Source organism: Cryobacterium cryoconiti (assembly GCF_004403065.1).
Lineage (GTDB): Bacteria > Actinomycetota > Actinomycetes > Actinomycetales > Microbacteriaceae > Cryobacterium > Cryobacterium cryoconiti.
In genome coordinates, this window is sequence record NZ_SOHA01000005.1 from 132,413 (window position 1) to 145,088 (window position 12,676).

Here is a 12,676-nt window from a genome sequence, read left to right on the forward strand (position 1 = left end):
ATGAATATCACCCTCGATTTCGCCTGGATCGAAGCAACAATGCTGGCCGGCGTGCGCATGGTGGCGTTCCTTGTCGTGGCGCCGCCGTTCTCCTACAACGCGTTCCCGCTGCGGATCAAGGGCATGCTCGCCCTCGGCCTGGCCCTCGCGGTCTCCCCGCGGGTCACGCCCGGCTACCTCTCGCCCGACACGGGCGGCTTCATCACGGCCCTGATCCTCGAGATCGTGGTCGGCGGGTTGCTGGGTTTCCTGGTGCTCGTGGTGTTCTCCGCCATCCAGTCCGCCGGCAACCTGATCGACATGTTCGGCGGCTTCCAGCTCGCCCAGGGCTTCGACCCGCAGGCCATGGTCAACGGCGCCCAGTTCACCCGGCTCTACCAGATGACCGCGCTGGCCCTCCTGTTCGCCTCCGGCGGCTACCAGCTGATCATCGGCGGCGTGACGCGCACATTCTCGGCCCTGCCGATCGGCGGGGGGATCGATCTCGCCATACCGATGCAGACCGTCACGGCGGCGGTCGGCCAGATGCTGCTCGCAGCTGTGCAGATCGCCGGCCCACTGATCGTCGTGTTGTTCCTCGCCGACGCGGGCCTCGGCCTCCTCACCCGGGTGGCCCCGGCCCTGAACGCCTTCGCGCTCGGCTTCCCGCTCAAGATCCTGATCACCTTCACGCTCGGCGCCGCCGGCTTCGTGGCGCTGCCGCGCATCGTCGCGTCACTGACCGATGACGCCGTCGCCACCATGCTGGGGGTGAAATAGGTGTCCGACTCCGGTGAGAAGACCGAACAGGCGACCGATAAACGGATGCGCGAGGTGCGGTCCAAGGGCCAGCTCTCCAAGTCCCAGGACCTGACGGCGTGGATCGGCATCGGCGCCGCCGCCGCGATGACCCCGGTCACGATCGGCCTGGCCGCGAAGGCCGGAACCGACCAGATGATCAGCATCCGTTCACTGGTCGCCAACCCGCAGCCGGACCTGGCCGTGCAGATGCTGGTGGACTCACTGGCCTCGATGGGTGCCATCCTGACCCCCATGCTCGCCACCGTCTTCGTCGTTGTTCTGGTGGGCGCCGTCGTGCAGGGCGGGGTTCACTTCAAGAAGGTCGCCGGCAAATACGATCAGTTCAACCTCGTGACCGGTCTCGGCCGCACCTTCGGCGGCCAGGCCGTGTGGCAGGGCGTCAAGGCCCTGCTCAAGACCATCGCCGTGGGGCTCGTTCTGGTGCTCGTGGTGCAGGGGCTCACGCCCCTGCTGATGACGGCCGGGGGACTGCCCGTCTCCGTGCTGATCGGTGCGGCCAGCGGAGGGGCGACCGCCCTCGTGCAGTCGGCGGTGATCGCCGGACTGGTGCTCGCCGCCGCAGACGTGTTCGTGGTGATGCGGCGCAACCGCAAGCGCACGCGCATGACGAAGAAGGAAGTCACCGACGAGAACAAGAGTTCCGAGGGCGACCCGATGGTGAAGCAGCAGCGCCGGGCCCGGCAGCTCGCGATGAGCCGCAACCGGATGATCGCCGCCGTCGCCACCGCCGACGTGGTCATGGTCAACCCCACGCACTTCGCCGTCGCGCTGCGCTACGAGCCGGGCAAGTCCGCACCGCGGGTGGTGGCCACGGGGGCCGGCGTGATCGCGGCGCGCATCCGGGAGCAGGCCGAGACCGATCGGGTGCCGATCGTGCGCGACATTCCGCTCACCCGTGCCCTGCACAGCGCCTGCAAGCTGGGCGACGAGATCCCGGTCGAGCTGTACAACGCCGTGGCCCAGGTGCTCGCCTTCGTGCTCGCCCTGAAGACCCGCGGCTCCGGTGCCGGCTCGGGTGTGCACATCATGAACGATCGCGTCCTGACGGCCGGAGGCCACCGATGAACAGCAATCTCGCCAAACTCGCGGTGCCGGTCGGAGTGGTCGGCATCATCCTGCTGCTCGTCGTGCCGGTGCCCGCCGTGATGCTCGATGTGCTGATCATCGTGAACATCCTTTTGGCGCTGGTCACGCTGCTGACCACGATGTTCGTCAAGAAGCCCCTCGACTTCTCGGTGTTCCCGTCGCTGCTGCTCGTCGCCACCCTGTTCCGGCTGGGCCTGAACGTCGCGTCGACCCGGCTCGTGCTGGGCGAGGGCTATGCCGGGCAGGTGATCGCCGCGTTCGGCCACGTGGCCGTCGGTGGGTCGATCATCATCGGCGCCGTCATCTTCCTGATCCTGGTCGTGATCCAGTTCGTGGTGGTCACCAAGGGTGCCGAGCGTGTCGCCGAGGTCGGCGCGCGGTTCACCCTGGATGCCATGCCCGGCAAGCAGATGGCGATCGACGCCGACCTGAACGCCGGCCTGATCACCGATGTGCAGGCCAGGGAGCGCCGTGCGGAGGTGTCCGCGGAGGCGGACTTCTACGGTGCCATGGACGGCGCGTCGAAGTTCGTCAAGGGTGACGCGATCGCCGGGATCATCATCATCATCATCAACCTGATCGGCGGTATCGCGATCGGCATGATTCAGCGCGGGCTGTCGGTCTCCGAGGCCATGACCACCTACTCGCTGCTGACCATCGGCGACGGCCTCGTGACGCAGATCCCGGCCCTGCTGATGGCGGTCTCAACGGGCATGATCGTGACCCGTTCCAACGCGGAGTCCGACATCGGTGCGGCCGCGTCCGGCCAGCTCACCCAGTCCCGCATGGCCCTGACCATCGCCGGCAGTGCCGCCCTCCTGATGGCGCTGATCCCGGGTATGCCGATCCTGCCGTTCGTGGTGATCGGGCTGGGCCTGATCCTCTTCGCCCGCCGGATCAAGGCGGGGGAGACCCGGGACCAGGCCGGTCGGGATGCCGGCGTCGCCGCCGAGGCGATGGCACCCCGCTCCGATACCCCGGAAGACCTGATCGAGACCATGCGGGTGCACGCGCTGGAGATCCTTCTCGCTCCCGACCTCGTGGATCTCGTCTCCGGGGCGCAGGACGACCTCCTGGCCCGCGTGCGCGCCCTGCGTCGCAAGGTGGCCGTGGACCTCGGTGTGGTCGTTCCGCCCGTGCGCACCCGGGACAGCGTCGACCTGCCCTCGTCGACGTATTCGATCCGGATCGCCGGGGTGGAGGCCGGCCGCGGGATGGCGCCGTCCGGCAAGGTGCTCGCGCTCGGTGACGCGCTCGATTCGCTGCCGGGTCAGGCCACGGTGGAGCCCGTGTTCGGCCTCGTCGGCAAATGGGTGCCGAGCGAGATGCGGCACAGCGCGGAGATGACCGGGGCCACGGTCATCGACCGGGTTTCCGTTCTGGTCACCCACCTGTCCTCGATCATCACCGGAAATGCGGCGCGGCTGCTCACCCGCGAGGATGTGCGCGTGCTCACCGACGGCGTGCGGCTGGTCAACCCGTCGGCCGTCGAGGACCTCATCCCCGGACTGCTGTCCCTCGCCGAGGTGCAGCGCGTGCTGCAGGGTCTGCTGGTGGAGATGATCCCGATCAACGACCTGCCCCGCATCTACGAGTCGCTCTCGCTGCGGGCGAAGGTGTCCAACGACCCGGAGGGACTGATCGAGGCGGCCCGTCAGGCTCTGGGTCCGGCCCTCACCGCCCAGTACCTCGATGAGGGGCTGCTCCGGGTCATCATGATCGAGCCCGGCCTCGAGCAGTCCATGCTCGAGGGGATGCGTCCTTCCGACCAGGGCACGCAGATCATGCTGGATCCGAATCGGGTCGAGGCCATCCTGGGTTCGCTCAAGGAGGCTCTCGCGAACGTCGAGGCGGCCGGGTTGAGCGCGGTGCTGGTCTGCGCGCCGGCACTTCGCCCTGCCGTCCGCCGCCTGGTCTCCGCGCAGTCCGGCGGCATCGCCGTGTTGTCCTATCAGGAGGTCACGTCCGCGAACGTGGCCATCGAGACGGTGGGGGTGGTGCGTGGAACCGAATCGATTTCTGCTTGAGGGTTCATCGCTGCCGGAACTGAAGGCGCGCATCCTGGCCGAGCACGGCGCCGAGGCCCGCATCGTCGCCGCGGAGCAGGTGACCGTCGGTGGCATCCGGGGTTTCTTCGCGAGGCGGCACATCGAGGTCACCGTGGAGGTGCCCGCCCGCCGACGGCGAGCGGCCCACTCCCGGAGCGATGTGCAGGTGCGGCTCGGCATCGCCGCGCTTCTCGACGACGCCGACGCGGAGGAGGCCCGCCTGTACACCGCGGCCGAGCCGCGCATGTCGACCGTGTCCGAGGGGTTCGCCGATCTGATGGATGAACTCACCTTCGCAACGCGCGAAATGCCCGACCCGGTGCTGATCACCCCCGTCGCGCCGACGGTCGCGTCCCCGGCTGCTCCCATGGGCGGCGAGACGACGGCCGAGGAGCAGACCCCGGCCATGGCTGGCGTCTCTGCCGCGCCGACCTTCACTGAACGGGCCGCGGATTTGCTGTCCGAGGGCACGGCTGCCCCGCGGGCGAGTGGGCGCCGAGCCGCCCGCAGGCAAATGACCCGAGCGGGCGCGGACGCCGCCGTCCCCCGTGCGCTCACCGGCGCGGGGAATCTTGTCATCGTCATCGGCTGGCAGGATGCCGCGCTGCCCGTGACGCGGGAACTCGCCCCGGCAAACGGTACGGCCGTGGTTCTCGTGGCCGGCGCCATCGATGGCGGGCTGGCCGCGGAGGCCGGGCTGGACCGCGTCCTGGATCGACGTACCGCGCTCGAGGCCCGGGCCAGGGGAGTGGAGCTCGGCCAGACCAGTTTCGTCGCCTTCGGGTTTGACAAGAATCCGGCGACGGCCGCCATTCACGCGTCTCTTCTCGGGTTGATTCGCCCGGATCAGGTCTGGGTCGTTGTGGATGCCGGCCGCAAGCCCGCGGATACCGCACGCTGGGTCGCCGAAGTCGCGCGGAGCCTGGACATCGATGCGCTGGCGGTCACCGGGTATGCCACGACCGGTTCACCGGAGACCGTTGACGACCTGGGCATCCCGGTGGGGTGGGTCGACGGTGTCCCGGCGCCGGCCGGCACGGTGGCCGCAATGCGGCAGAGCCTCAAGCTAGGCTGAACGGGTGCTGGTACTAACGCGGAAGCAGGGGGAGAAGATCCTCATTGGTGACGACATCGTCATCACCGTCCTCGACGTGCGTGGCGACAGTATCCGGATCGGCGTCGACGCTCCGCGAGGAGTGCGCATCCAGCGTGATGAAGTGCTCCGTGCCGTGACCGAGGCGAATATCGCGGCGAGCGAGTCCGGTCAGGGTCACGACGATGCCGAGGCCCGCCTCAAGGCCACCCTGGGTCTTCTTCCCGTTCCGCCAACGCCCGCCCCGTAGCCCCTCAACAGCAAAGCCCACGGCGGTCGAGCCACGGCGGTCGAGCCCCGGTGGTCGAGCCTGTCGAGACCCGCGGTGGTCGAGCCTGTCGAGACCCGGTGACCCGCCCTCCAGAGGTTCCCGCGACGGTGGTCGAGCCTGTCGAGACCAGAGCCTGTCGAGACCCGGCGACCCACCCTCCAGAGGTTCCCGCGACGGTGGTCGAGCCTGTCGAGACCCGGGGCCACGCCCTCCAGAGGTTCCCGCGACGGTGGTCGAGCCTGTCAAGACCCGGGGCCACGCCTACAGGGTAGCCCGTTTGCTGGGCAGTGCGATCAGCGTTTGTTCCGGGTCAACCTCGACCGGTGGCCGGAGCCAGTAGTCATTTCCGGTGCGGATGATGTTCCAGTGCTGGTTGTGAAGCAGCAGATGGTGCGGATGGCAGAGCAGCACCCCGTCGGCAAGGTCGGTGAACCCGTTGTCCGCGAGCCATTCGTTGATGTGGTGTGCCTCAGACCACGCGGGTGATCGGTCGCAGTCGACCCAGCGGCAGCCTCCGTCCCGCACTCCCATCGCGGCGCGTTGTGCTTCGGTGAAGAGTCGTTGGTCACGGCCGACGTTGATGATCTGGCCGGTGTCGTCGATCTGGATGCCGCGGGTTCCGGTATCGCAGAGCAACCGGTCGATGGTTTCCTGCGAGATCGGCACGGGGTTGCCTTCGATCTGACCGTGGGCGGCGGCTTCGCGGGTTTCGGTGTCTTCGGCGGGAACCGGGCCACCCTGGGCAGCCTGGCCGGGGGCCGGCTGGCCCGTCTGACCGGCCGGCTGGCCCGGCTGGCCCGACTTCAGGGCCTTCTCGGTGACGATGACCCGCACCGCGGGGCGGCGGCCGCCGAAGACCCGGCCCTGGTCGGCCTCACCGGCGATCTTCAGCAACTGCACCAGGGCGTCGGCGGCGATCTGCTCGGTGCTGCGCGGGTCATCCTGCACACGCTTGGCCCAGGCAGCCTTCTCCTTGTCGACGAAACGCACCCCGCCGCGGCGAGGGCTGGTCACGGAGTCGAACGTGGACAGCACGAACTCGCCGTCTTCGGGGGCGAAGAGCCCATTCAGGCGCACCTTGCCGTTTCCCAGCCGGTAGACCCGCAGGAACCGGTCATCGTGGGCCTGCTTCTCCCGGGCGGCGATACCGGCCTCGTCGAGCTGGTCACGGAGGCGGCGGGCGAGCTTGAAGACCTGATCTGCGTTCAGTGACGCGGCCTCGACGAGGAGGGAATCGAGGGCGGTGCCGAGCTTGTCGGCGGTGACCGCGGCGTCGATCTGGCCGAGGCCGGAACGGATCGACTCGGCCGCATCGACCGAGAGGGTGCCGTCGGTGACAGCTCGGGCGATCGGTGCCTGCCACGGCACCTTCGCCACGAACTCCGCGACCGCGGCGGGATCCGCGTCGGGCGACTCCACGGCAGCCTCGACCAGTTTCTCCGCTGCCTCGGCATCGGCCATCATCGTGCCGACCGCGACGAGCTTGAAGGCGTCGTTCTTCGTCGACCCGGTCACCGTCTGGATGAGTGCCTCGGGCGAGAGGAACCCCTGCTGCGCGGCCAGGCCGGAGTGGCCGAGCTCCGGCCGCGAGCGACGGGCGATGATTGCGGCCATCCACGCCGACCGGGTGTCGAGGAGCCGCCGGGCTGCTGCGATCTGCTTCTGACCGGCCAGCACCTCGGCATCGGCGAGTGCCTCGTAGTCGGCGCAGGAGGATCCCAGGCGGGCGACGGCATCCGTCGCCGTTCTGAGGTCGTCTGCGGTGGTGGTCATGCGTCGAGAATACCAGAACTAGTACGCGTAGTCGAGAGTTGGTCACCTAATTGTCGAAGGATTATCGAAGACATATGCGAGTACACCTCGCTCGGGTCGAGCGCCTCAGCTGGGCCCGTCCTCGCGGCGCAGTGCGTGGAAGCGGGCGCACGTTCTAGCGTGCGCCCGCTTCCACGGCCTGCGCCGCGAACGCACGGGCGGTCCCGCCGGGAACGACCCCGGCACGACCGCCCGTGCAACGAGAAGGCCCGAGGGCCTACGCTCCCACGCGATCCAGGCGCGCGACACCGATCTTCGAGTCAGCCATGCCGTAGAACACGAAGAGCTGCCCCTCGATCTCCTCGATCGCGGTCGGGAACACCACGTTCGGCACGATTCCGCTGATCTCGTCGGGCGTCTCCGCCTTCAACAGGGGCTCCGAGGTGCGCTGCAGCACGATGGTGGGGTCGTTCGCGTCCAGGATCATCGCCCCGGCCGAGTAGTTCACCTTCTGCTGCTGAGAGAACGCACCGTTGATGGTTCCGGTGACGCCGTGATGCATCAGCAGCCAGCCCTCCGGTACGCGCAGCGGTGCAGGGCCGCCGCCGATCTTCAGCTCCTCGAAGGGGAATTCCGGCCCCGCGAAGAAGCGGTGGCCGCTCCAGAAGGTGAGCTTCGTGATGTCGGCGAGCACATCGGCGACCGGAACGTAGCTGATCCAGATGCTCTGCCGGGTGTCGGTCACTCCGGCGGGAACACGGATGCCCTCACCCGGCTTGACCTCGCCCAGATCCCACATCGGACGGTGCAGCACGGCGAAGCTCTCCACTCCGTTCGGGCCGGCGACCGGCTCGGGGAAGAACACGGTGTCCTTGTTGTGGAACAGGTTCAGGTCCATGTCCAGGGCGTCGTCGAAGGCGAACAGCGCCGGGCCGAGCCGGCGCCACTCGCGCAGGTCCGAGGACACGGCAACGGCCGTGCGGGGGCCGAGGGGTCCGTACGCGACGTACGTCATCACGTGCAGTCCGAGCCGGGGGATGAAGGTCACCCGGGGGTCTTCGACACCGGCGTTGTTGGCGCCGCGTTCCCAGCCGCGGTCGGGCTCGAGCACGATTCCCTCGCGTTCGACGCCGGTGGGAACACCGTCGGTGATGATGACCTTCGCGATTCCGACGCGGGAGACGTTGCCGGTGGCGACGAGGCGCGGAAGCAGATACAGCGTCCCGTCCGCAGTGTGCCCGGTGCCGGGGTTCAGCACCCCCTCGGCCTCGAGGTCGTTGCCCTCTTCGGGTGTCATGATGACGCCCATTCGGGTCAGGGTGTACGGGAATTCGGTGGGGTTGGGCATTTCTAACCTTTCACGCCGGAACCGATATTGTTCGACACGAAGTGTCGCTGGAAGAGGATGAACAGGATCACAGCAGGACCGGCCAGGACGCAGGCCCCGGCAAGGACCGCCCCGAACGGGTTCGCCGCGGTGGCCGCGACGTTGCTGAGGTAATTGGCCAGGGACACCGCGAGCGGCTGGAGGGACGCCTCCTTGGTGATCAGGAACGGCCAGAGGAACTCGTTCCACGGGCCGATGAAGGTCAGCAGTACGACGGTCAGCAGGGCCGGCCGCACGAGCGGGAGGGCGATCCGCCGCAGGATCCGCAGTTCACCGGCACCGTCGATGCGGGCGGCGTCGAACAGCTCCTTGGGGATCTGCAGGAAGTACTGCCGGAAGATGATGACGGCCGTCGAGTTGATGGCGAACGGCAGGATCATGCCCAGGTAGTTGTCGGCGAGGCCGTAGTCCCTGGCGATCATCACGTAGAGCGGGATCATCAGCAGCTGGAACGGCACGACCTGCACCAGCAGGGCGAGAGCGAAGGTGACTCCGCGTCCGCGCCACTGCAGCTGGGCGAGGGCGTAGCCCACCAGAACACCGAAGACCACGGTGCAGAGGATGACGCCGCCCGTGAAGATCCCCGAGTTGAGCAGCCCCTGCAGCAGGTTGATCCGGCTGTTGATGTCACCGTAGTTGTCGAGCGTCAGGTTGGCGGGGTTCGGGAACGCGCCGGCGACGGTCGGGTCCGGTGTCGCCTGCAGCGAGCCGATGACCATGTAGTAGAAGGGGAACAGGAACACGAGGGCCCCGACCGTGAGCACCACGCCCCGCAGGATGTTCTGCCCGCGGCTCATGATTCGTCACCGCCCGCAAGCTTCCGCTGGATGAACGCGAGAATCAGAACTCCGATCACGAGGATGACGCCGATCGCGGCCGCCGTGTCGGGGGACCCCTGTTCGATCCCGCGCTGATACATCATCAGCACGGGCGATGAGGATGCCCCGTTGGGGCCGCCGCCGCCGGTGAGCAGGTACGGCTCCGTGAAGAGGTTGGCGCCGGTGACCGTTGAGAGCAGCAGCACGAGCACGGTCGCCGGGCGCACGCCCGGAACGGTGACCGAGAAGAAACTGCGGATCTTGCCCGCGCCATCCGTCGACGCAGCCTCGTAGAGCTCCTCCGAGACGTTCTGCAGGGCGGCCAGATAGAGCAGGATGAAGAATCCGAGGCCCTTCCAGGTGACGAAGATCGCGATGGTGGGCATGGCCCAGTCCTCGTTGATCAACCAGGCCGGATCGGGGGCGAGCGGCCCGAGAATCTGGTTCACGAGGCCGTTGCCGCTGAACAGGAAGATCCAGACGCCGACGACGGCGACACTCGCGGTCACATACGGCACGTAGTAGGCCACGCGCAGGAAGGTGCGGAACCGGACGGCCTTGTTCAGCGCCGTCGCGAGCACGAGCGAGAGCACGACGGTCAGAGGCACGTTGATCAGCAGGAAGATTCCCACATTGCCGAACGAACGGATGATGGCCGGGTCGGCCAGCACTTCCCGGAAATTGTCCAGGCCGACGAAGGGCCGGTCCACGTCTGCGCCGGGGGCGGCGAAGAAGTAGTCGTGGAGCGACATCCAGAAGGCGAAGACCAGCGGGTATGCGAAGACCGCCAGGACGAAGATGAGGTACGGGGCGCTGAGCAGGAGCCCGAACGGGTTCTTGCCCAGAAGCGGGCGTTTGCGTCGGGGGGAGCCCCCGCCGGGAGGAGTCGTGCTCCTCCCGGCGGCGGTCCGGCTCTTGGTTGCGAAAGCCATTGGTTACGGCTTGGCGATCAGGGTGTTGATCTTCTCGGCGGCGGAGTCGAGGGCGGCGGGGATATCACCCTCGCCGGTGATGACCGCCTTCGTGTACGCATCACGGAATGCCTGCCAGGCGGCGACCGAGCTGGAGACGTTCGGCACCTCGACCATGCGGGATGCCTGGTCGCCGAACTGTTCGTAGGCGGGGTTCGCCGCGAAGTACTCCGAGTAGACCGTGGGGAGGTCCTGGCGGAGCGGCATCTGCCCGGTCAGGTCGAGCAGCTGGCCGTCCTGCTCCTCGCTGGTGGCGAATTTCAGCACGTCCCAGGCCGTGGCCTGGTTCTCGCAGGCCGTGAACATTCCGACGTTCTTGGCGTCGCTGAACGTGTAGGTCTCCTCGGCGGCGATTCCATCGCTGGTGGGAACGGGAACCGCACCCCAGTTGACGGCGTCCTTGTACACCGACACGGCCCACGGGCCGACGATGGACATGGCGGCCTGGCCATCGGCGAACGAGTCACCCTGGTACTGCTCCTTGCCGGCGAGACCCTCGGCGTAGAGGGTCTTCCAGAATTCGGCGACCTTTTCGCCGTTTTCGTCGTTGAAGGTGGATTCGCCGTCTTCGATCAGCTGCGTGCCACCGGTTTCGGCGGCGTAGAGCGGGTAGAAGTCGAACCAGCTCTGGAAGAACTGGCTGGTGGGCGCCGGGTAGATGGCGTTCGGCGCTGCGCCGCTCTCGACGAGGGTGCGCGAGGTGGCGAGGAATTCGTCATAGGTGGCGAGCTGCGGGTTCTCGGCGTCGAGTCCGGCGGCGGTGAACATGTCCTTGTTGTAGAAGATCATCACGGGGTTGGACTTCCACGGCATCTGGAAGTACTTGCCGTCGGCGCTCTGGTACTGCTCGGCCGTGGCTCCGCTGCGCTCTTCGATGTAGGCGGTGCCGTCTTCGAAGCTGGACAGGTCGACGAGGCCGCCCTGCTTCTCGAACTGCGGCACGGCGACGGGAGCCGTGTTGAAGACGAGGCACGGTGCGTTGCCGGCCGTGATGGCGGCTCCGATGACTTCCTCGCTGCTCTTACCGGCGGGGATCTCCTGGGCCTTCACCTTTTCATCCGGGTTCTCGGCGTTCCAGGCTTCCACCATCTGCTTGCCCCAGGCGATCTCGGTCTCATTGTTCGAGTACCAGATGGTGATCGGCCCGCGTTTGGTGGCGGCGTCCCCTGAGGTCCCGCCGGACGCGCAGGCACTGAGGGCCAGGACGACGGTGGCGGATGCCGCCGTGACGACGAGAAGGCGCCTCGCCAATCCGTTTGTGTGCATGTTGTACTCCATTTCCTTGAAACCCGCAGCAGCTTTGCCGCGGTAAGACTGTTACCTGTCGCTCGGCGGGGCGGTCGAGCCTCGCACCACGAGGCGGGCGGCCGGGAGGTCCACGTCGTCCGCCGAGCCGTTCTCCATCAGAGTCAGGAGCGTGCTCGCCGCCGAGCGGCCCCACACCATGGGGGCGGCGCTGACCGTGGTCAGGGGCGGGTAGACGTACCGGCAGAAGTCGATGTCGTCGTAGCCGGTGATGGAGAGCTCGTCGGGCACGCGAACGCCCAGCTCGTGCGCCATGCCGAGGCCGGCGATGGCCATCGGGTCGTTGGCATAGACGATTGCGGTCGGCGGGTGGTCCTGGGTGAGCAGGCGGCGGGTGGCGTCCGATCCGGCGGCCACGGAGAAGTCCGTCTCGACGGTCTGGCCTGCGGGCAGGCCGGCCGCCTCGAGGGCGGCGGCGAAGGCCGCCCGGCGACGCAGACCGTGCAGGAGGGTTGAGCTGCCCGCGACATGCGCGATGCGGCGGTGACCCAGGGTGGCCAGGTGGGCGACGGATGCCATCACGCCCGGGGTGTCGTCCACGGTCACCGCCGGGAAGGGGCTGGGGCCGTCAGGGCGTCCGAGTGTGACCGCCGGCAGGCCCAGCTCGGCGAGGAGCGGGATGCGCGCGTCATTGTGGCGGAGGTCGCTGACGAAGACCCCGTCGACCCGGCCGTCGGCCACGAGCGAGCGGTAGGTGTGAAGCTCGGTTTCCTCATCGGGGACGACGCTGAGCACGAGGGCGCGGCCCTCCGGGGCGAGGATACTTTCGACGCCCGCGATGAAAGAGGGGAAGAACGGGTCGGACGCGAGGACATCCGGGTTGCGGGCGATCACGAGGCCGAGCGCGTAGGACCGCTGCGTGCTGAGTGACCGAGCGCGAAGAGACGGCTTCCAGCCGAGTTCTTTCGCGACCTCGAGGATGCGCACCCTGGTCTCCGGTGAGACGCCGGGGCGGTTGTTCAGGGCGAAGGAGACCAGACCCTTGCTGACGCCCGCTTTCTTCGCGACCACCTCGATGGTGACCTTCGGGGCGGTGGACTTCATGGCGGTGCTGGCAGGAAAATTCGCGGGAATGTTCACCGGGCCTCCTCATTGACAGCCGATTCCCACTGAACCGGTTTAGAAAAGGCTATACCGGTTTAGT

The 12,676-nt window shown here is 67.8% G+C and carries 11 protein-coding genes; 5 read left to right on the top strand and 6 right to left on the bottom strand.

Features of this window, described 5'->3' with window-relative positions; translation table 11 throughout:
• From E3T49_RS02000 to csrA, 5 genes are read left to right on the top strand one after another with little or no spacing between them, the layout of a single operon-like run.
• Positions 1–759, top strand: coding sequence for a flagellar biosynthetic protein FliR (locus tag E3T49_RS02000; RefSeq protein WP_134422993.1), 759 nt, complete (start codon positions 1–3; stop codon positions 757–759).
• On the top strand, positions 760–1,866 hold the full coding sequence (locus tag E3T49_RS02005; protein WP_134422995.1) for an EscU/YscU/HrcU family type III secretion system export apparatus switch protein: 1,107 nt from the start codon (positions 760–762) through the stop codon (positions 1,864–1,866). It begins immediately after the preceding gene.
• A complete protein-coding gene (locus tag E3T49_RS02010) occupies positions 1,863–3,914 on the top strand; it encodes a flagellar biosynthesis protein FlhA (protein WP_134422997.1) in 2,052 nt (683 codons plus the stop codon). The genes E3T49_RS02005 and E3T49_RS02010 overlap by 4 nt, the downstream gene beginning before the upstream one ends.
• Positions 3,889–5,010 (top strand): hypothetical protein, encoded by a 1,122-nt coding sequence (locus tag E3T49_RS02015; protein ID WP_134422999.1) that lies wholly within the window; start codon positions 3,889–3,891, stop codon positions 5,008–5,010. Before E3T49_RS02010 ends, E3T49_RS02015 begins: the two co-directional genes overlap by 26 nt.
• Positions 5,011–5,014: 4 nt before the next feature.
• Positions 5,015–5,278 carry a carbon storage regulator CsrA gene (csrA, locus tag E3T49_RS02020; protein ID WP_134423001.1) on the top strand — a complete coding sequence of 88 codons (264 nt, stop codon included), beginning with the start codon at positions 5,015–5,017 and terminating at the stop codon, positions 5,276–5,278.
• Positions 5,279–5,560: 282 nt separating this feature from the next.
• Here the strand turns inward: csrA and E3T49_RS02025 are convergent, their stop codons facing one another.
• From E3T49_RS02025 to E3T49_RS02050, 6 genes are all read right to left on the bottom strand, one after another.
• Entirely contained in the window at positions 5,561–7,072 is a 1,512-nt protein-coding gene (locus E3T49_RS02025) for a DUF222 domain-containing protein (protein WP_134423003.1), read from the bottom strand.
• A 256-nt stretch (positions 7,073–7,328) separates the two neighbouring features.
• Positions 7,329–8,399 (bottom strand): glycoside hydrolase family 130 protein, encoded by a 1,071-nt coding sequence (locus tag E3T49_RS02030; protein ID WP_134423005.1) that lies wholly within the window; start codon positions 8,397–8,399, stop codon positions 7,329–7,331.
• 2 nt (positions 8,400–8,401) lie between these two features.
• On the bottom strand, positions 8,402–9,235 hold the full coding sequence (locus tag E3T49_RS02035) for a carbohydrate ABC transporter permease (protein ID WP_134423007.1): 834 nt from the start codon (positions 9,233–9,235) through the stop codon (positions 8,402–8,404).
• Positions 9,232–10,188 carry a carbohydrate ABC transporter permease gene (locus E3T49_RS02040; protein ID WP_134423009.1) on the bottom strand — a complete coding sequence of 319 codons (957 nt, stop codon included), beginning with the start codon at positions 10,186–10,188 and terminating at the stop codon, positions 9,232–9,234. Before E3T49_RS02040 ends, E3T49_RS02035 begins: the two co-directional genes overlap by 4 nt.
• 3 nt (positions 10,189–10,191) lie before the next feature.
• Positions 10,192–11,493: an extracellular solute-binding protein gene (locus E3T49_RS02045; RefSeq protein ID WP_134423011.1), complete on the bottom strand. Its 1,302-nt coding sequence runs from the start codon at positions 11,491–11,493 to the stop codon at positions 10,192–10,194.
• Between the two features lie 51 nt (positions 11,494–11,544).
• Complete coding sequence (locus tag E3T49_RS02050; protein WP_241972591.1) at positions 11,545–12,612, bottom strand: LacI family DNA-binding transcriptional regulator; 1,068 nt, start codon at positions 12,610–12,612, stop codon at positions 11,545–11,547.
• Between the last annotated feature and the right edge of the window lie 64 nt (positions 12,613–12,676).

Bases quoted from the DNA above. Each gene is read 5' to 3' on its own strand.
- E3T49_RS02000 (WP_134422993.1), top strand. From the start codon at position 1: ATGAATATCACCCTCGATTTCGCCTGGATCGAAGCAACAATGCTGGCC.
- E3T49_RS02010 (WP_134422997.1), top strand. From the start codon at position 1,863: ATGAACAGCAATCTCGCCAAACTCGCGGTGCCGGTCGGAGTGGTCGGC.
- E3T49_RS02025 (WP_134423003.1), bottom strand. From the start codon at position 7,072: ATGACCACCACCGCAGACGACCTCAGAACGGCGACGGATGCCGTCGCC.
- E3T49_RS02030 (WP_134423005.1), bottom strand. From the start codon at position 8,399: ATGCCCAACCCCACCGAATTCCCGTACACCCTGACCCGAATGGGCGTC.
- E3T49_RS02035 (WP_134423007.1), bottom strand. From the start codon at position 9,235: ATGAGCCGCGGGCAGAACATCCTGCGGGGCGTGGTGCTCACGGTCGGG.
- E3T49_RS02040 (WP_134423009.1), bottom strand. From the start codon at position 10,188: ATGGCTTTCGCAACCAAGAGCCGGACCGCCGCCGGGAGGAGCACGACT.
- E3T49_RS02045 (WP_134423011.1), bottom strand. From the start codon at position 11,493: ATGCACACAAACGGATTGGCGAGGCGCCTTCTCGTCGTCACGGCGGCA.